General features: G+C 45.2%; 18 protein-coding genes and 1 tRNA gene. 5 read left to right on the top strand and 14 right to left on the bottom strand.

The features are described from left to right. Position 1 precedes the first annotated feature (1 nt). The 11 genes from F7R58_RS07700 to F7R58_RS07650 form a co-directional block, all read right to left on the bottom strand. On the bottom strand, positions 2 to 538 hold the full coding sequence (locus tag F7R58_RS07700; RefSeq protein ID WP_158064353.1) for a DUF2975 domain-containing protein: 537 nt from the start codon (positions 536 to 538) through the stop codon (positions 2 to 4). A 187-nt stretch (positions 539 to 725) separates the two neighbouring features. After that, complete coding sequence (locus F7R58_RS07695; protein WP_158064352.1) at positions 726 to 926, bottom strand: hypothetical protein; 201 nt, start codon at positions 924 to 926, stop codon at positions 726 to 728. A 36-nt stretch (positions 927 to 962) separates the two neighbouring features. Next, a complete protein-coding gene (locus tag F7R58_RS07690) occupies positions 963 to 1,325 on the bottom strand; it encodes a response regulator (protein ID WP_158064351.1) in 363 nt (120 codons plus the stop codon). Between the two features lie 13 nt (positions 1,326 to 1,338). Beyond that, complete coding sequence (locus F7R58_RS07685) at positions 1,339 to 1,905, bottom strand: chemotaxis protein CheB (RefSeq protein ID WP_158064350.1); 567 nt, start codon at positions 1,903 to 1,905, stop codon at positions 1,339 to 1,341. Further along, positions 1,892 to 2,725, bottom strand: a complete 834-nt coding sequence (locus tag F7R58_RS07680) for a CheR family methyltransferase (protein WP_158064349.1) — start codon at positions 2,723 to 2,725, stop codon at positions 1,892 to 1,894. The genes F7R58_RS07685 and F7R58_RS07680 overlap by 14 nt, the downstream gene beginning before the upstream one ends. After that, the gene (locus tag F7R58_RS07675; RefSeq protein ID WP_158064348.1) at positions 2,726 to 3,100 is read right to left on the bottom strand and encodes a response regulator; all 375 of its coding nucleotides are present in this window, start codon (positions 3,098 to 3,100) and stop codon (positions 2,726 to 2,728) included. A 9-nt stretch (positions 3,101 to 3,109) separates the two neighbouring features. After that, positions 3,110 to 6,688, bottom strand: a complete 3,579-nt coding sequence (locus F7R58_RS07670; protein ID WP_158064347.1) for a response regulator — start codon at positions 6,686 to 6,688, stop codon at positions 3,110 to 3,112. Further along, entirely contained in the window at positions 6,678 to 7,823 is a 1,146-nt protein-coding gene (locus tag F7R58_RS07665; RefSeq protein WP_158064346.1) for a hybrid sensor histidine kinase/response regulator, read from the bottom strand. The genes F7R58_RS07670 and F7R58_RS07665 overlap by 11 nt, the downstream gene beginning before the upstream one ends. Positions 7,824 to 7,975: 152 nt before the next feature. Further along, positions 7,976 to 8,863: a peptide chain release factor N(5)-glutamine methyltransferase gene (gene prmC, locus F7R58_RS07660; RefSeq protein ID WP_158064345.1), complete on the bottom strand. Its 888-nt coding sequence runs from the start codon at positions 8,861 to 8,863 to the stop codon at positions 7,976 to 7,978. Continuing rightward, positions 8,863 to 9,621: a peroxide stress protein YaaA gene (yaaA, locus tag F7R58_RS07655; protein WP_158064344.1), complete on the bottom strand. Its 759-nt coding sequence runs from the start codon at positions 9,619 to 9,621 to the stop codon at positions 8,863 to 8,865. Before yaaA ends, prmC begins: the two co-directional genes overlap by 1 nt. A 21-nt stretch (positions 9,622 to 9,642) precedes the next feature. Further along, positions 9,643 to 10,254 (bottom strand): L-threonylcarbamoyladenylate synthase, encoded by a 612-nt coding sequence (locus F7R58_RS07650; protein WP_158064343.1) that lies wholly within the window; start codon positions 10,252 to 10,254, stop codon positions 9,643 to 9,645. 87 nt (positions 10,255 to 10,341) lie between these two features. Between F7R58_RS07650 and F7R58_RS07645 the strand changes: the two genes are divergently transcribed. Further along, positions 10,342 to 10,414: transfer RNA gene (locus F7R58_RS07645), tRNA-Met, on the top strand. A 347-nt stretch (positions 10,415 to 10,761) separates the two neighbouring features. Here the strand turns inward: F7R58_RS07645 and F7R58_RS07640 are convergent. Next, complete coding sequence (locus F7R58_RS07640; RefSeq protein ID WP_229723792.1) at positions 10,762 to 11,001, bottom strand: transposase; 240 nt, start codon at positions 10,999 to 11,001, stop codon at positions 10,762 to 10,764. Between the two features lie 746 nt (positions 11,002 to 11,747). Between F7R58_RS07640 and F7R58_RS07635 the strand changes: the two genes are divergently transcribed. From F7R58_RS07635 to F7R58_RS07625, 3 genes are all read left to right on the top strand, one after another. Continuing rightward, positions 11,748 to 12,464, top strand: coding sequence for a hypothetical protein (locus F7R58_RS07635; protein WP_158064341.1), 717 nt, complete (start codon positions 11,748 to 11,750; stop codon positions 12,462 to 12,464). Between the two features lie 4 nt (positions 12,465 to 12,468). Then, a complete protein-coding gene (locus F7R58_RS07630; protein WP_158064340.1) occupies positions 12,469 to 12,684 on the top strand; it encodes a hypothetical protein in 216 nt (71 codons plus the stop codon). A 550-nt stretch (positions 12,685 to 13,234) separates the two neighbouring features. Continuing rightward, positions 13,235 to 14,188, top strand: a complete 954-nt coding sequence (locus F7R58_RS07625; RefSeq protein WP_158064339.1) for a T9SS type A sorting domain-containing protein — start codon at positions 13,235 to 13,237, stop codon at positions 14,186 to 14,188. An 18-nt stretch (positions 14,189 to 14,206) separates the two neighbouring features. Here the strand turns inward: F7R58_RS07625 and F7R58_RS07620 are convergent, their stop codons facing one another. Together F7R58_RS07620 and F7R58_RS07615 are read right to left on the bottom strand one after the other, a co-directional pair. Further along, positions 14,207 to 15,073: a DMT family transporter gene (locus F7R58_RS07620; RefSeq protein WP_158064338.1), complete on the bottom strand. Its 867-nt coding sequence runs from the start codon at positions 15,071 to 15,073 to the stop codon at positions 14,207 to 14,209. Beyond that, complete coding sequence (locus tag F7R58_RS07615; protein ID WP_158064337.1) at positions 15,073 to 16,242, bottom strand: hypothetical protein; 1,170 nt, start codon at positions 16,240 to 16,242, stop codon at positions 15,073 to 15,075. Before F7R58_RS07615 ends, F7R58_RS07620 begins: the two co-directional genes overlap by 1 nt. Positions 16,243 to 16,701: 459 nt before the next feature. Between F7R58_RS07615 and F7R58_RS07610 the strand changes: the two genes are divergently transcribed. Then, complete coding sequence (locus F7R58_RS07610; RefSeq protein ID WP_158064336.1) at positions 16,702 to 19,683, top strand: SusC/RagA family TonB-linked outer membrane protein; 2,982 nt, start codon at positions 16,702 to 16,704, stop codon at positions 19,681 to 19,683. Positions 19,684 to 19,689 lie beyond the last annotated feature (6 nt).

Here is a 19,689-nt window from a genome sequence, read left to right as displayed (position 1 = left end):
CTTAAACGGTTAAATCGTGTTCGTCCTGTAATTCCACACCTCTTTTAAAGATGGCCGCAATGATGTAGATGACCGCGGCCATCAGCACAAATGCCTGACTGTCGTTCCAGTACAGATCAAGGAAGGAAGTATTGAAGCCACCGCGCTCCACCTGTTTTGCGAACTGTCTGCCTATAAAACTTAAGAGCCCGATGCACAAAGTAAAGTAACTGATCCTGGCAATCTGCCTGGCCACCGTCTGTGTGAAGGGATGATCCAGTTTCAGCGTCCAGGTCAGTTTGATAACCTCATAGAAAAGGACGGCTTTCAGCAGAGAAATTATCAGGATGAAACTGTAGAGTCCATAATAAGCTGCACTGCTTTGGTTGAAGATTCCGGTGAGGTCCAGTTTGTTGTAGAGCCTGGGCAGCATATCCGGACTGAAGATGCTGAATACGAAATTAACCATAAGCCCGCCAGCTTCTATGCTGAGACCTACAAAGATAATCCACGCGAATACCTGAAGCACTATAAACAGGGTGTAATCGGTTTTTGACATGACTTAGGCTTTTAAGTTGAGCCAAAATTAATAAATATTTATTGAAAAACAATAAATAAAATGCTTTTAACAATAAATACGTTGTTTTACGTAGTGCTGTAATCGGCCAAGTATTGAGCTCCTCCTGGCAGCTGATAAAAAAAAGCAGTCTGAAAACAGACTCCCTGTATTAAGAAGTGACCGCAACCTACGCCCGGCGTAATTTTCTTAACAGAAATCCGGCCGAAAACCATTTCACCGAAATCATGAGGTAAATGATCGCCAGCATTCCCGCGAATTCTGCAAATCTCACACCCATATCCTGCTCCTTAGCATCACCATCCATCAGGTAGGCAATGGTGGTAAACAGAAATGCTGCGCAAAATAATTTTAAGAAAATGTTTTTCATCTTGAATTTTGGTCAGTTTGAATACCCGGTCTGCAGTTATGCTTCTGCGTATTTCAGTACCTTCTCTTCAAACAGTTCAATATCAAAAGGCTTGGCAATATAATCATCGGCACCTGCCAGCGCGGCCAGTTCGCTGATATTGCTGTTGGCCGAGAAATAGATGACCGGAATGTGGCTGAGTTCTGAATTTGCTTTAATGCGTTTTGTAGCTTCTATGCCGCTGATGTCGGGAAGCCAGTTGTCCATAAAGATCAGGTCGGGCATAAATTCCAGTACCTGCTCTTCCACCTCGTTGGTTGTGGGCGAAGTCTTCACCTCGAAGCCCAGATCCTCCAGGATCTCCATGCAAAGCTCCAGGATCTCCACATTGTCATCAAAAATAAATACTTTTTTATCCATATATAATTGTCTGTCAGTTTTTTAATGAGTTGATGTAAGCAGGCATAAGGTCCGGCGTGAGTACTGCATCTGTGGCAACCTGTTCCAGGGCATGCGCCGGCATATAACTCACCACAGCGCTGTTCGGTTCCTGCACCAAAACCTTACCGCCTTTTTTTGCAATAGCTTTTAATCCGGCTGTGCCGTCGCTGTTGGCTCCCGACAGCAATAATCCGGCCAACTTTTTTCCGAACACATCCGCAGCACTTTCAAAACTGACATCAAGCGAGGGTCGCGAAAAATTTACTTTTTCTGAGGCGTCCAGTGAGAAGGTGCGGTTGCGCTCAAAAAGCAGGTGGTAATTGGGCGGAGCAATATAGATGGTGCCGGGTTTCATCTTTTCCTTTTCGTCCACTTCCTTTACATGAAGCAGTGTCTTGGCAGCCAACAGGCTGGTCAGGATACTGTCTTTACCGGGCATCCTGTGCAGGACGATGATCACGGGGAAGGGCAGTGCAGGATCTAGTTCCGGCAGTATTTTCAGCAATACTTCCAGGCTTCCGGCCGAGCCTCCTATGATCAGTGCTTCACACCTTTCCATTTTCGGAGATTTTGCGCCAGATTTTTTCGCCTTTCAGCCTTTCAAAGTTTTTGGAAGTAGGCGAGAAGTCCAGGGATTCCTTGGTGCCCAGAGCCAGGTAACCGAATTTCTCCAGGCTGTTGTCGAAAAGTCGGAACACCTTGTTCTGCAGTGGCCGGTCGAAGTAAATGATTACATTGCGGCAAAGGATCAGCTGGAACTCGTTAAAAGAATTGTCCGTCACCAGGTTATGGCTGGAGAAAATGATTTTGGACCGGAGTTTGTCGTTAAGCTTGCCAAGGCTGTAATTCGCTGAGTAATAGTCGGAAAAGTTGTTACTTCCGCCCGCAGCAATATAGTTTTCCGTGTACAGCTGGATTTTGCTCATCGGGATCATGGCCTGGGAAGCGTTATCCAGAACGGCACTGTTGATGTCTGTGGCATAGATCAGCGATTTCTGGAGCAGGTTAAGTTCCTTTAGAAAAATCGCCACCGAATAGGCTTCTTCGCCGGTGCTGCAGCCGGCAATCCAAATCCGGATAAAGGGATAGGTACCCAGGCGCGGCAGGATTTCGGTACGCAGAGTCCTGTAAAAGGCCGGATCACGGAACATCTCGGTCACATTGATTGTCACCTGTTCCAGAAAGCGCTTGAAGTAAACTGCGTCCGTACGGATCTTATAGCGGTATTCGGCGAAGCTGACGAACCTGTCCAGTTCGTAAAGGCGGACGATCCGGCGCTTCAGTGAAGCGCGGGAATAGCCTGTAAAGTCGTAACCGTAGATTTCAAGAACATCGGAAAGGAGGATTTCCAGATATTCATCAGCATGTTCAGAAGTCACTTAGTTCAGTATTTCATTCAGTAACTGCAAAAGTTCGTCCACATTCACCGGTTTCGAAATATATCCGTCGGCACCGGCCTCCAGGCACTTTTCGCGGTCGCCTGTCATGGCCTGCGCCGTAACGGCGATCACCGGGATGTCTTTCAGCTGGTCATCAGATTTCATCAGGCTTATGGCCTCATAACCATCCATCTCGGGCATCATCATGTCCATAAGTACCACACCGATATTGGGGTTGTGAACCATGAGTGACAGTCCCTCCTTTGCGCTGAGTGCCGACAGGCAGCCGTATTTTCTGGCCTTCAGTACCGCGCTGAGAGCAAAGATATTCTTGCTGTCATCGTCAATAATCAGGATTTCTTTATTTTCGTTCATCAGGAATGGTTAAATTTTGTCATACAGCCAGACACGCAGAAGCGATATCAGCTGGTCTATGTCTACAGGCTTTGAAATATAATCTGAGGCTCCTACAGCGATACATTTTTCGCGGTCGCCCATCATGGCTTTGGAAGTAACCGCCAGTACAGGCAGGTTTTTGTACTCGGGCGTGGCGCGGATCTCACGGATGCTCTCGTAACCGTCCATTTCCGGCATCATCATATCCATGAGTACCACATCGATATCCGGGTTGTTTTGCAGCGCGGTAAGCGCTTCCTTACCGTCCATGGCCGGGATGACCTTCATGCCGTGTACTTCCAGTGCTTTGGTCAGCGAGAAAATATTCCTCACATCATCATCTGCAATAAGAACGGTTTTGTCCTTCAGTATATTTCTGAGTTCACCGGAATTCTCAAAATTACTGCTTCCGTCCTGTTTCTTTCTGTTCTTTTCCTCCACAAGGTGCAGGAAGAGGCCGGCTTCATCCAGGATGCGCTGATAGGAATAGGCGGTCTTTACGACTATGGAATCAGCGTATTTCTTGATCCGTGTTTCCTCGCCCTGCGACAGGTTCTTACCGGTAAATACGATGATGGGCAGTTGTTCCAGTCCTTCGCTCTGCTTGATGGTTTCAAGTGTTTCATATGCATTATGGTGTGGCACCCCCATATCCAGGATCACGCAGTCTATCTCTCTGTTTTGCAGGGAATCAATGCTTTCCGTCACGTTGGAGGCAATGTCGGTCGTGATATTATTGGCTGAAAGGAAATAGCTGAGTGCCTTGGCGTGCTGTTCATTTTCCTCCACGATCAGTACCTTGCGCGGACCCTTGTTCAGTGCATGTTCCAGTTTGCTGAAGATGTCCTGCATCTGTTCCAGGGCGAAGGGTTTGTTGATGAAATCCACCGCGCCGCGCAGCAGACTTTCCTGCCTGAATTTCATGGACGACATGATGTGCACCGGTATTGGTTTGGTTTCCGGATTGGCTTTAAGCGCCTCCATTACCTGCCAGCCGTCCATTACAGGCAACTGTATGTCCAGCAGGATGGCCAGGGGTTTGTAAAGCTGCGCCATTTCAAGGCCGGCATCTCCGCGGACCGCCGCGATGCCTTTGTAACCTTTACTGCGTGCATAATCAAGCAGGATCTTGGCGAATGGCGTATCATCTTCGATGATCAGTATAATCTTGTCACCCGCTTTGATGTCATCACGGTCATCTTCTATAGGCTGCGGAATATGGGAGGCGATGTATCTTTCAGGCTGTTCGGAATCGGTTTCTTCCGTTACCTCTTCCACTTTGTCTGTAATTTCAGTAGCCGCCGGTGTCGCTTTGGTAGCATCAACCGGCAGGATCAGTGTAAATTCACTGCCTTCACCTTCGGTGCTTTCCAGAGTGATTTCACCACCCAAAAGACGGGCAAGTTCACGGCTGATGGAAAGTCCCAGACCGGTGCCGCCGTATTTACGCTGTGTAGAACCGTCGGCCTGCTGGAAGGCTTCAAAAACAAGCCTCATCTTGTCACGCGCAATCCCGATACCTGTGTCCTTGACCTTAAAACTGATCCTGTGTCCCGAAGCATCGCCCAGCACGCGAAGTGTGATGCTGCCTTCAGAGGTGAATTTGATGGCGTTGGACAGCAGGTTCTTCAATATTTGCTCCAGACGCAGTTTGTCCGTATGCAGTGTTTCTGCGGCGCTTTCCGCAGTCTCGATGATCAGCTCCAGATTTTTCTCCTTAGCCAGCGGCGAAAAGAGCATCTTCATATCATAGGTGATGTCGGCTAACGGTACTTCCTCTATTTCCAGCGTCATTTTGCCCGATTCTATCTTGGACAGATCCAGGATCTCGTCAATGAGGGTGAGCAGGCCCTGTCCGGAGCTCTGCATAACCTCCGCATACTCCACATACTGCCCGTCCAGGTCGTCACTTTCAGTCATCAGTTTGGAAAGCAGCAGTATGGAGTTGAGCGGGGTCCGCAGTTCATGCGACATGTTGGCCAGGAACTCCGATTTGTATTTGGTGCTTTGCTCCAGTTCAATCGACTTTTGCTGAATGTCGATGTTACGCTGCTCGATAAGGAGGTTCTTTTCTTCCAGAAGTGCGGTCCTTTCTTCCAGTTCCTGGTTGCTCTGCAGCAGTTCCTCCTGCTGTACGCGCAGTTCCTCTTCCGAGGCCAGAAGTTTCTGGGACTGTGCTTCCAGTTCAGCGTTGATGTTTTCGAGTTCGGAATGCTGGGTCTGCAGTTCCTCAGACTGTACCTGTGTTTCTTCCAGTAATTCCTGAAGTTTGATGCGGCTTTGTGCGCCGTAGAAAGCCAGACCCACGTTACCGGCCACGGCTTCCAGGAATTCCAGCTGTCGTGGTGTATAGGTTTGGGTACTGCCGAGTTCAAGTACGCCCAAAGGAATCTGATAACGTGTGATTGGCAGTGCGACAATATTGGTGGGTTTCGCGGCACCGCTTGCATAGCTGATGGTCAGCGCGTCATCCACAATCTCATTAACCATGATAAGTTTCGATGAGCGGAAGGCTTCGCCGGAGATTCCTTCGCCTATCTGTACAGTTCTGCGCATTTCTGACTGCGAAAGTGCGAAACTTCCGGCCAGGTGTAACTGGTTGTTCTCATGCAGATAGATGGCGGCCACACTGCTTCCTGTGAGCTCTGTAACTGTATCCAGGATGTCGGCGGCCAGCGTTTCCAGGCTTTTTTCACCCATCATGCGGTTATTCAGTTTGGCTGCGGCGCTGCTCAGCCACTCCTTTTCTTCCAGTGAATTAAATGAATCCTGTAAGGATGCGGCCATACTGTTCAGCGGGCCGGCCACATTACCCAGATTTTTCTGCGCATTCCGGTCGCTCAGGATGTCGTAATCGCCGTTTGAGATCTGTGATGTCACCTTTTCAATGGCTTTCAGACGGTTCTCTGTTTCCTCGTTCTTTTCCTCAAGCTCCTGCGTAAGTTTGGATTTTTCCATGAAATCCTGATTCACCTTGCGGAAGAAAATAAGGGTGATTGTGATGGCGAGAATGGCCGAAAGAATGATAAGCAGAGGAGTATAGGAGGCAAACTTATTCATGTTATCCGTACGCGATTCCAGCACATTTTTTTCCGCCGACTGCATAATGGAAACCAGATTCCGGATTTCGTCCATATACTTCTTACCTTCCAGCAGCAGTTCCGGCGAAACCGGATTGTTACCGTGTTTGTAGTTAAGATTGCGGTCCAGGATTGCAATTCGTGTATCGATACTGTTGCGCAGCTTTTCCATATTCCGGGTCTGCCCGCCGGTTTTGGTTAGCTGTACCGATAAATCCGTAATTGCATCGTCTATTTTGGCCTTTGCGCGGGTGTAGGGTTCCAGAAACCTTGTGTCACCGGAGAGCAGGTATCCGCGCTGTCCCGTTTCTGCGTCTTTTACCAGGGAAAGTATATGGTCCAGGTCCTTGATATTCTTATTGGTTTCGCGAACCATTGTGGAGCTGTCTATCAGGTTCCTGATGCTGATAAAGGATGCAGCGGAACTTACAAGAAGTAGGAGGAGCGAAAAGCCCAGCCCAAAAAGTAGATTTTTTTTAAAACTCATGCTGTAATTGATTGATTTTTTCCCCGGTTGGATGCAGGGGGATGTAATAGAAGAACTCTGACCCTTCGCCTAAAGTGCTTTTTACACCTATGGTTCCATGGTGGCGGTCAATGATTTCCTGACAGATATAAAGGCCGATACCCAGTCCCTCAAACCGCTCTGAAGTTTCTTCGATTCTGTAAAACTTATCGAAAATCTTTTCCTGATGCTCTTCGGACATGCCGATCCCGAAATCACGGACAGAAAAATAAATCCTGTCATCTTCCAGTTTACAATTTACATGTATTTCCTCGGTATCCGGTGCATATTTGATCGCGTTGGAAATGAAATTCACGATTACCTGTTCCAGGCGCATCTCATCACCGTAAATCTCACAGTTTACGCTGCCTTTTTTAAGGATCTTTATTTGCGGATTGGATTGCTGCATAATCTCGATAATATGATCCACCACCTCATTGAAGGCAAAATATCTTTTGTTGAATTTAAGCTTTCCGCTCTCGATTTTAGAGATATCCAGGAGGTCAGCAATCAGCAGATTCAGTTTTTCCACCTGGTTGTGTACTTTTTTGAGTTTCGTCCGGATGGATTCGATATCATGTTTATCCAGACTGCGTTCCAGCAACTGGATATAGCCTTTGATGCTGGTCATTGGGGTTTTAAGCTCATGACTGGCTATACTTATGAATTCGTCTTTCTTACGCTCGGCTTCCTTACGGAATTCAATTTCCTCGCGCAGGGCATCCTGCATTTGGTTCAGCGCACGGCTTTGTTCATAAATACGGTAAAAGGTTTTCACCTTCAGCAGCAGGATATTCATATCCACCGGTTTGCTGATGTAGTCCAGGCCACCGGAGGAATATCCTTTGGTAATAAGATTGACATTGGCGCTGGCGGCCGACAGAAATATAATGGCAGTCTCCCGCGCGCGGCTGTAACCCGATATGGCTTCAGCAACTTCGAAACCGTCCATATCCGGCATCTGAACATCCAGGATTATAAGTACATACGACTTCTTCAGAATTTTCTTTAATGCCTCCTCGCCGGATGATGCCGTGTCCACTTCAAAGTCATTTTTCTCGAGCACCCGTTTTAGGGAAATTATATTTTCAGGTGAATCATCTACGATTAGAATCATTATTCAGTACGCATTTAATGGTAATAAGAGACCAAAGATAATCTTTTTGGAATTAGCTGCCGGAATTTCGGGTGACTGTCTAACTGAAAACCATGAAACGAAAATGCAGGGAAGCCTGTCACAAAACAGGTAACCTCAGGAGCGGCTACATTTCATGTACGCACTCGTATGAAACGGTCGTTGCCGGAGAGGTCTTTCAGCAGTTCCGAGCTGGGGAAATTATTATAGAGTGCAAGGGTTTCCGGACCAAGTTTCTGGTTGATTTCCAATAAAACCATGCCCTCTTCCGCAAGATGACACCTTGCATCGGCTGCGATCTTCCGGTAGAAAACCAGTGCATCGTCCACAGGAGAGAACAGGGCCATTTTAGGTTCGAACTCTTTTACCGAGTCCGCAATCTCATCCGCTTCATTCTTTCCAATATAAGGCGGATTGGAGATGATCAGGTCAAACTTACCATCGAGTGGCGAATTGAGGTAATCTGTATGAATAAAGTTGATTGAGGCATTGTGCAGTTCAGCGTTTTTTGCCGCGGTCTGCAGCGCGGCTTCTGAAAAATCGACAGCCCAGACCGTGGCTTCGCGAAAATGCTTTTTTAGGGTAATGGCAATGGCGCCGCTACCGGTTCCGATGTCAATGATCCGTAGGCGATTTCCTGACGCAGCAGCACTGTATGCTGACCCTTCGGCCCGTCTTTGGGTTAGAGTCCCAAGCTCCGTGATGGCCATCTCCACAAGTTCTTCGGTTTCAGGCCTTGGAATAAGTACAGAACTGTCCACCAGGAATTCCAGGCCATAGAACAAAGCCTTACCCAAAACCTGTTGGTAAGGAATTCCGGACTTCAGCTGCTGCAGTGCCACCCTGAATTTCTGACAAGTTTCGCCGGCCACAGTGTTTTGCAGGGCCTTACGCAGGCCCGGGCGGTTCAGTCCCAGCCATTCTTCACAGAAAATCTCAAAAAGAACCTCGGTTTCTGAGGCGGAATACTGCCGGGAAAGTTCCCCCTGAAATTCCGATTTAATATCTCCAAGCAAAGTCATCAGCGTGTAAAAACCAGTTTCGTAGCGGTCGACAGCGAATCATCCAAACGGTAACCTTCCATATTGAACGCTTTTACATCGTTCAGCGTTTTGGCCCGCGTCTCGGCACAAAAGCGGACCATCATGCCGCGTGCATGCTTGGTGTAAACTACTATTGTTTTGAGTTTGCCGTCTTTCAGCTCAAAAAAATCAAAGTCAATAACGGGAGCCTTCAGTTTTTTGCGGTCCAGCGCCTTGAAGTATTCCGAACTGGCCAGATTCAGGATCAGGTCCTTAGACGTCAGTTCGCTGTTCAACTTGTCCGTCAGTTTTCCGCGCCAGAACTCATACAGGTTTTTATACTGTTCAAATTCGAACTTGCGGCCCATTTCCAGGCGGTACAGCATGATTTTATCCGATGGTTTCAAAAGTCCGTACAAGCCGGAGAGTATCCGGTAATTCTTTTGAAGGTATTTCAGTGAATCACTGTCCATTGTTCTTGCATCCAGGCCACGGTATACTTCGCCGGTAAAAGCGAAGATGGCCTGCGCAGATTCCTTTTTGGAAGGTTTGGAACTCCAGTTTTGGTTCCGTTCCCAGTTTTCATCGGCGAGCTTCTGCGAAATCTCCATAAGTTCCGACAGATATTTGGGAGATTTTTCCTTCAGATAAGAATGGATGTATGCGGCATCATCAATGAAAGTAGGCACGGTAGGCTTGAGCGGACTGGCCGCCGGCTCCACGGTCATGAGTTTGGCCGGTGAGGTAATGATTTTCATGAATTCTTTTTGAGTGTTGAACTAAAGGTCACCTTTTCCCTGGCGGATGAGTTCCGGTTCCCCGCTGGTGAGATCCACAATTGTGGAGGCTATATTGTCGCCGTAACCGCTGTCGATAACCAGGTCTACAAAGCTGTCGTATTTCTCGGCAATGAGTTCGGGATCCGTGGAATATTCCAGGACTTCATCATCGTCCTTAATAGAGGTTGATGCAATGGGATGCCCCAGTTTTTCCACAATCAGTTGCGGCACGGCATGGTCCGGCACACGGATTCCCACGGTCCTGTTGCCTTTATAGGCTAACGGCAGGCTTTTATTGGCTTCCAGGATAAAAGTGAAGGGCCCCGGGATTTTGCTTTTCAGGAAGCGGAAAACAGCCGTGTCTATTGGTTTTGTGAAGTTGGAAAGGTGGCTCAGGTCATTACAGATAATGGAGAAACGAGCCTTCTCCAGCTTGATTTTCTTTAGCTGGGCAAGTTTTTCCATAGCGCGGATGTCAAAAATATTGCAACCAAGAGCATAAACTGTATCGGAAGGGTAGATGATGAGTCCGCCGTTTTTAAGAACGGTAACTACTTCATTAATTACATTTTCCTGAGGATTGTCGGGGTGTATTCGCAGAATTTTTGCCATACACAAAGTTAATGAATTAAGCCGACACTATAAATAATGTCCATTTATTTTGAAAGCCGGAAAAAAGTTGTATATTTGCAGTCATATCGCGGGGTAGAGCAGTAGGTAGCTCGTCGGGCTCATAACCCGGAGGTCGCACGTTCGAGTCGTGTCCCCGCTACTAAGCAGAGAGAATCACAAAGGTGGTTCTCTTTTTTTGTAGCATGTGGAGGGCTCCTATTCGCCGCGGCGAACGCACGTTCGAGTCGTGTCCCCGCTACTAAACAGAGAGAATCACAAAGGTGGTTCTCTTTTTTGTAGCATGTGGAGGGCTCCTATTCGCCGCGAACGCACGTTCGAGTCGTGTCCCCGCTACTAGACAAAGAGAATCACAGAGGTGGTTCTCTTTTTTTGTAGCATGTGGAGGGCTCCTACTCGCCGCGGCGAACGCACGTTCGAGTCGGATAAAGTCCAAAACTTGGAGGATTAGGCGAAAAGTGTGGTGAGTCTGTATAGGAAGAAAGACCTCTATTTTACTCCTCCTAACTGGATTCTGAAGTTTTTGATTTTTGCATTGAAGGATTGGGCAGAAGCATTTGTGGTGCGGTTGGTAAAATCGTTCAGGATATTATTAGAATGCGTCCTGATGGTTCGAACAACGGTGCTGAAGGCTTTATTTCCGAACTCCTCTACGTCTTTAAACCAGTGGGCAAGCTTGAGTATGGCTACGGATTTGATTATTTTCTGATTATAGATCTTTCGCAGCACATCGTTTAACTGATACGCTATTTGTTAATGCGGATATTTCCAGAACAGGATTTTTGTCCTTTCCTTCTGACTCTTTCCGCAGCCACAATGGAGCCTTTTCTGCCCTTTGCTTTCTTGCTGGCGAGCACCGTGTAGAGTTCTCCATAATAAAAGTCAATTTCCTTAAAATAAAGTTTCTTGAAAAAAAGTACTGAAGTAATAGAAATAAGAAATCGTATCTATATGCCATCAAAAAATTAAAGTTAGATAATATTTCAGTCAACTATCGGACAAATAATAATATCATACGAATTACTTTTGAAACAGAACTCCAGTGAACACCGTCAGTCTTCCTAAAGAATATAATTAATAAAAATGAGTGTTTTTCCTATCTTTTTTTATTGTTTTTTATAATATATTTGAAAAAATGTTTGTCTAGGGGTTTAAAAAGGGAATTACTTAATCAAGTGCTTATTTTTATAGAAATCAATCTTAACTTATTGGTATATGCCTCTACTTTTAATCCGCTAGTTTCAATAGCCGTTTTTTTAGGCTGGTTTGACTAAATTATTTAAGTATAACAACATATTTCTTTGAATTTATGAAACAAACAAAGATAATCACCCAAGTTGTTGATGCTCCTAACGGTCCTCTTTAAAATGCACTAGCAAAAGGTCCGTACATGCAAAAGTGAATTGCACTCGGTCGGAATTCTGAAACAGCGTCCTTAATACTGAAAGTAGGGTAACATTTAAAACTATTTTATCATGAAAAACATTATATTGTTGATAGCGATATTGACATCAATTACTTCTTGCCGTTTTGATACGAACATTAGTTCTTTAGAGAATGAAATCTACGTTGCAAAAGTTAAAAATCAGTATAATGGCAGTATGAGATATAAAAATATAGATGAGATTTCTTGGCTAAATTTTGCCAATGAATATCTTTCGGCGTTCGCTAAATTATATAACTATCAAAATCAAACACTAGCATTAAATGGAAATTCTAAAATGTTTTACAATGAGATACGGAATGACAATATCTCAAAAGATGACTCTGAATTTATTTATCAAAAATACGGATTAGATTTCGATCTCATTTTAACATACCAAAACGAAATGGATAACGCAGTTTATAAATTTGTATTAATAAATCCGGAAATTCTTGAAGTAGGAAGCCAGTTGGAATTTGAGCAGGAATTGCTATCAGGAATTGGTAGTATAATTGGCCAGGTATCTCCGCCCACATCAGTAAATTTGGAAGGTGTTAATGTGAGTTGGGACGAAGTTTGGGATTGTGCAGTGGATGCCGTAGGTTTGGGATTTGTCAGTTACATTGGGCTTAAAACTCTTAAAAAAGTGGGTGCAACAATAATAACTAAAGCGATAACTAAAGCGCTGATTAAATTTGCGGGTCCAATAGGATCAGCAATTATGATTGCAGAATTTGCTGCTTGTATATATGATGCCTCTCAAAATTGAAAAGATGGAAACAAAAGCTATTGTAAAAATTTTAGTTTATATAACTATATTTATTGTCATTTTAAAATTTTATTCTCGTATTTCTGCTATTGTTTTACACACCAATTTCGAAGACTTGGATAAAATATTGGACAGTCTAGTCATGCTGCTTATATTGCTTTTTTCTTATCTCGGTACAATTATAGATAAAGAAAGTTTAGATAAGTCTGGCAACACGTAATTAAATTCTATATCAGTAGTTCTACAGGTCTATCAAGTATTTGAGAACACGAAATCCGTCATGCTTTGGTAGTGAGACGGATTTTTTTTGGGAGGGCTCCTATTCGCCGCGGCGAACGCACGTTCGAGTCGTGTCCCCGCTACTAGACAAAGAGAATCACAGAGGTGGTTCTCTTTTTTTGTTGTAATTCTCGCAGATTCTTATCTGTGCGAATCAGTGTAATCTGTGTGCTGTAAGTACCGCAATTATCAGTTAACTACCTTTTCATTTTCCCGCTGATACCGCAGATTTCGCTGATTTTTTATCTGTGTGAATGTATTTTCCCGCACGGATTGCACGGGTTTCAGAGATTGTATTAGTTAGTTTCCCGCTGATACCGCAGATATCGCTGGTTTTTTATCTGTGTGAAAGATCTGACAAACAAAAACAATTCTGGTTACAGGCTGCAGTTTAATAATGCTCATTGATGATTAAAATCTCATTAACAAAGTTTTTTATGAATTGCGCAGTATTTTTTTTCCTAACTTTATGATAATCAAAATAAATACGTATGAAAACAGAATTACTTCGTTTCAGAAAATACAGCCATGCAGGACAATTAACAGCAATCAGGCGATCGGCAGCAATACTTTCTGCAGCTTTTTTCCTAGCCCTGGGAACGCATCATGCCGCTGCGCAGACATCAGTTACCGTTCCGGATCTTAGTGCCAGTTCAGGATTTACCGGTGTTTATGCGAGTTCCGCCAGAACCTATCAGCTTATTATAGACGATTCCCTGCTGACCGCGTTAAACGGAAAATACCTCACTTCCATTGCCTTCAGGCTGCCCGCCAACGCAACTTCAAACTGGCCGGCTACTGATGCTACTTTCCCAAGCTACGAAATCTTCCTCAGCAATGGGGTGGAGCCTCCCAACCGTCAGTTTGATTTCAGTGCGAATGTGGTGGGACCGCAGACTCAGGTGCGCTCCGGAGTACTTGTAGTTCCTGCCGGAGCTTTAACATCGGGTGCTGATCCTAATGCCTTCAGTCACACCATCAACTTTAACACGCCCTACCTGTATACCGGTACCAACCTCGTGATTGAAATTAGGCATACAGGAAATGATATTAGCTCTTCCAGATCCACAAATTCTACCGGAACAAGTACTGCCGGATACGGAACGCTTTATACCGCTTGCTGGCAGGGAACAGCTGGGGTTGTTCAGGGTAATTTCTCATTTGTGAAAATCAATTCGCAGGATGCACTTGGTGTAAAATCGGTGGAATTGGATACGGAAATGACCGTGTATCCTAACCCTGTAAAGGATGTACTTCACGTCAGGTCTGCCAGGAACATCATTGAATTCACTGTATTCAATTATGCAGGGCAGAAAATCATGGTACAGTCTGATGATTCCGGATTGCAGAAACTGAACGTAGCTCATCTGCCTGCCGGCAACTATATCCTGCAGACTTTAGATAAGGAAGGAAATTCTGTATCTACACGGTTTATTAAGAACTAGAAAGAGCAGACCCGGATTTTATTTGAGTACACCCAAAACAAACGCTGCTGCTATACCCATCCAGACCCCCGCATACTGCAGAGGTGTCAGCCTTTCCCTGTGATAAATCTTGGAGATGATGAGACCCAGAATCGGTTCTATTAAGGCCAGTGTCGCGAAAAGGAGAATGCTGATATTTGCCAGCGCAAAATTCAGGCAGAAAGTGCCTCCGGTTCCCAATACGACAAGGATGCCGATCTCAAATTTTGTTCTTCGGCTTACCGTATGGGAAGGGAACTTGCTGCGGCTTGCAAGCAGCAGAAGGCAACTGAGTGTGCAGACTATAAATTCCAGAACTACGCAGAAAAGGATAGGTCCCAGTTTATCTATAAAAGGGACAAAAAGATAAGACGTACCCCAGAATAACTTACATAATATTGAGTACATTAAACCTTTAGACATTACTGCGGATCCAATTCTGGCAGCTCTTTCAATGAAAGTAACTCCGATCAGAACTATGATGCACATACCTATTTTCAGGGCCGAAATTTCTTCATCATAAAGAAAGTACGCAGACAAAACACCAATAATAAGGCTCACTTTTCCGAAACCGATGGTGCTGGAGACAGGCGCATGCTTCAGGCTTTTCAGATAAAAGAACAGACCGAAATAATTCACTGCACAGATGCCTGCGGTACTCAGCAAATCCCTAAAAGTGATTTTTGGTGCAGTAAGCAGCCCTAAATTGGTGAGTGCAATAAAGCTAAAAAGAAAAATCAGGAATGAAAAAAAACTACGGGTAATGATAAGTGGTAGGGTACCCATCTCATTACGCGGATTTTTCCACATCACATTAGTGGTACCGTAGCACAGGTGACCAAGGATAGTAATTAAAAGTGCGGTCATTAAAAACTGGTTAAATAACTGAATTTAGTTTTCTGCAGCAGAATCTGGTACTTCTGATGAAAGTCCTCACGATTTGGGTAAAGTTTGTAGCCCAGATTATAGTACTGAAGTTCGAAATAAATTTTACTGTCGAAGGAATAACGCATTACATCGGTGGAGTTAACCAGCAACTGGTCGAACATGTACATGGCTTCCTGCTCCTTACCCAAATGAAACATAAGGAGCGCACGTGTAATACGGTACAGATGTACGTGGCATTTATAGAGAGGATTTTCGTCCTCAAAGGTCTTAAGCGCTTTCTCAGTGGGCGCATCGCCAATGAGCATTTCTGCGGTGTTATAATCTTTCAGGATTGTGAGCATATTTCCCACATAACTGGTGTAAATAATCCGATCGATAAGTGGCCGGCTGTGGATAAATCCGAAATCAGAGTGAGGTAGCAGCGGAAAAGGACTGTTTTTTTCAGGATTTCCAAAAATGTGAGAGTGAATACTTTTAACGGTGCTGTATCGGGCTTCCGGAAATACCTCAAATTCTTCACATCGCATTTTAATTACCTGCTTTTCAATCTTATTCATAAGTTCTGTAGCCTCACCCTGAGACAGGTTTTCGGACATGAATTTGCCGAAATAAACAAATGAATATGCGAAAACCTTTACGTGCGCTTTCTTGCTGATCTTTGCCACATAAAGCAGGGCTTCCTGATAATTATCGTTGGCAATATGTTCATAGGAGGGATACCAGGCAAAGACATATTCCAGTGCTTCTTCATTGGCCGCAAAACGTTTTACAAATTCTGTAAGGTTGCCCGGGTGGGATATGATTTTTTTTGCGAAATGGTAATTAGCTTTTTGGAAACGGGTTTCGTTTAACGATGTGCCTTTTCCTTTTACGGTTCCGTAGTAGATGTCCAGTAGTTCGAAATCAAGTATGGGTGTGGTCGATCCGGAGCGCTCGCAGAAGTCCTGAAAGTTTCGGTAGCCCAGGCGCACCGCTATTAAATTCAGTGTGGAAATGCGCAGTTGACTTTCATTCTTTATTTTTCCCAGGAACCTGCGAAGCGAGTTTCGGGAAACACCCATGTTGATGGCCAGACTCTCCAGTCCCTTTGTTGTGGCAATGTCGCTGAAGTATATTTTTTCAAATTCCTCTCGCAGTTTATTGATCATGCCGCAAATTACTTTTTTTCTTTAAGAATTTACTTACCATCTGGGCAAATTTGGGCAAAATATCAAAGATCCCTTATCTGTAATTTTGTAGTGGAGATACGGAGTTGTCAAACGGTCTTTTTAAGAGCTTTTGAAATGACTTCCATCTCAACTGAAAAACACAAATTTATATAGAGAATCCAGATTTTTTACAGTCTGGATTTTTTCCTGTTTACTGTTTGCAGCAGTTCAAAAAACTACTCCTTCCCCTTGCTTAGTCCGGGGTCTGTTTCTCTAAATTCACATACGTTATGCTATATTACCGATGCTTAACATAGTACAGGTCGTGGTATGCAATAGTTTACAATATCTGTTAAGACTGCTTTAACCCAAAAGTACCGATTTCTTCATAAAGCCTTAAAGCAGGGTTAAAGACAATACCCACCGGTGCTCGGTAATTTTGCGGCAAATTAAAAGATCGTGAAAAGAAACATACAGAAAATCCTTGTACTTGTACTTAGCGGTATCGTGACTGTAGAAATGGCAGCTCAAACCCGCCAGGATTCCCTGAAAGAGCAAAAGATTGAAGAAGTTGTTGTAACAGCACTGGGAATCAAGCGCCAGGACAAATCCCTGGGTTATGTAGCAGAAACTGTAGGGTCGGAAACCTTTGAAGAAACACAGAACAATAACTGGGTACAGTCTATGGAAGGCAAGGTGGCCGGTCTGAAAGTTCAGACTGCCGGCGCCGGACCTTTGGGCTCTGCCAGAATCACGCTTCGTGGTGAAAAGTCCATGTTCATGGACAATAATTATGCACTGATCGTTGTAGACGGAATTCCGCTGAGCGACGGACCCCGCGTAAACTCCGGCACAGGTACGCCGGCCTATGGTGCCGGCTCGGGCGGTGACCTGCCCATTGATCTGGGAAATGGTCTGAACAGTATTAATCCCGATGATATAGAAAGTGTAACCGTACTGAAAGGAGCATCCGCGGCGGCACTGTATGGGTCGCGCGCTGCAAACGGCGCGCTGATGATTACTACCAAATCCGGGAAAAGCCGGAACGGTAAACTGCAGGTAAGCTTTAATTCCTATTCCAGCTACGATTCTGTTTTGAAGTGGCCCGATTACCAGTACGAATACGGACAGGGAACTCTTGCAAAAGATAAGAACGGGAATTTCTATTACTCCTACGGAGCGTCGCCCGACGGCGTTAGTACGGGTGGCACCAGCAGTGCCTTTGGGCCAAAGTTCGCGGGTCAGTATTATTTCCAGTACGATCCTACCGTTCAGGGTCAAAGTGCAGAAAGGCAGCTTTGGCGTCCGTACCGCGACAATGTGAAAGGTTTCTGGGAAGTAGGTTCTACCTATTCCAACAGCATTGCTGTAGAACATTCCAATGACAGAACCAGTTTCCGTACCTCTCTCACTTATCTTGATAACGAATGGATGATGCCGAATACAGGCTTTAACCGCTTCAATTTTGCGGGATCCCTTTTTCACAAGCTAAGCGACAGGCTTAAAATTTCAACAAAACTGGCTTACAACAGGACCAAGAGTGACAATCTTCCGGCAACCGGTTATAACAACCAGTCCATTTCCTACTTTATGATCTTCCAGAATCCTAATGTAGATTTGGCGTGGTACCAACCCATCTGGAAGAACGGTCAGGAAGAGCTGGACCAGATTCATCCCTTCAGCTCATTTATCGACAATCCGTACCTGATTGCCTACAAAATGCTCAACGGTGTGGACAAGCGCAACATCAGCGGAAATATGACGGTGGATTATAACATCTCTCCAAACTTCAGCGTGATGCTGCGTTCAGGTGTTGAGGTTCTGAATGAAGAACGGACCACACAGCGCCCATGGAGCTCGGCCAATTACCTGAAGGGTTTTTACAGGGAACAGCATATAACCAATCAGGAATATAACAGCGACGTCCTTTTTAACTATAAGAAGAATTTCGGGCAGTTCAATGTATCGGCTTCGGCAGGTGCCAGTATGCGCTATAACGAGTATATCATGAATGATTACCGTGCCGAAGGTCTGAAGGTTCCGGGCCAGTACACACTTACCAATGCCATATCGCTCATTACAAAAGTGCCAAAACCATATGACGAACAGGTAAACAGTGCATATGCCCTTGTTACAATGGATTGGGACAATAAAATTTTCCTGGATATTACCGGTAGAAATGACTGGAGCAGCACGCTTCCTGCCGAAAACCGCTCATTCTTTTACCCCTCCGTCAGTACCAGTTTCATTTTATCCGATCTGTTCAACCTGAAATCGCCGGCGTTAAATTATTGGAAACTGCGTGGTTCCTGGGCCAAGGTTGGAATTGACGGTTCTCCATATCAGCTGGAGAAATACTATGACATGGATGATATTCCGGGAGGTGTAATTACTCCCTCCACCTTCCCAAATCCTAATCTGAAACCGGAAATCAATACCAATATAGAGGCGGGCATGGATCTGGGGCTTTTAAGAAACAGACTGAATTACAGCTTTACCCTTTACCAGAACAATACGGCCAATCAGATTATCCGGATTCCCATGATGTACGAGTCCGGGTACGCACACAGGTGGATTAATGCCGGCGAGATACGTAACCGGGGAATAGAAATGTCTTTGGACTATACGCCGGTGAAAACTCCGGATTTCCGCTGGAAACTGGGCGGAAACTGGTCCATGAACCGTAATGAAATCATGAGTCTGCCGGAAGCTGTAGGTTCTGAACCCTACACTATGGCGACAGTCGCGGGTGTGGTCTATTTCAACGCTGTAGTTGGTGGTTCCCTTGGAGACCTTTATGGTTTTAAACTCCTTAGGGCACCTGATGGACAGGTTGTTTATGGGGAAAACGGATTACCTGCCAGGCCGGCAAATGTAGAGAAAGTGGGCAATGCCTTTGCGAAATGGCGTGCCGGTTTTCAAAATGAATTCCAGTACAAAAATGTAACCCTCAGTTTTTCCATAGACGGACAGTACGGCGGAATGGCTTATTCCCAGACGCACCATAAGATGTCGGAACAGGGCAAATTGGGACATACCCTAATGGGCCGCGACAATCCGGGCGGAACCATTGTGGGTGCAGGAGTTGTGCAGAATGCAGACGGTACATTCAGCCCCAACACCAAGGCAGTGAGTCTGAGCGCTTATTACGGTGACTACTACCGCCGTGCTAATGTGGAAACCAATACTTTTGATACCTCTTTCATCAAACTCAGAGACGCACGCCTTGCATACTCATTTCCCAAAGCGATGATCGCGCCGCTAAAACTGAATGATCTGACGGTAGCCATCTTTGGCAAGAACCTCTGGATGTGGACTGAATTTCCAATGTTTGATCCTGAAGTGGCTACACTGGACAACAGCACCATTACGCCGGGCGTAGAAATAGGCCAGTTACCGTCGGCAAGGACAATCGGTTTTCAGCTAAATGTGAAATTCTAACCTATA

Origin of the sequence: Chryseobacterium sp., assembly GCF_008831505.1 — a bacterium.
Taxonomy (GTDB): Bacteria; Bacteroidota; Bacteroidia; order Flavobacteriales; family Weeksellaceae; genus Marnyiella.
Note: the sequence above shows the minus strand (reverse complement) of the source record. Positions and strands in the feature narration are given on the sequence as shown.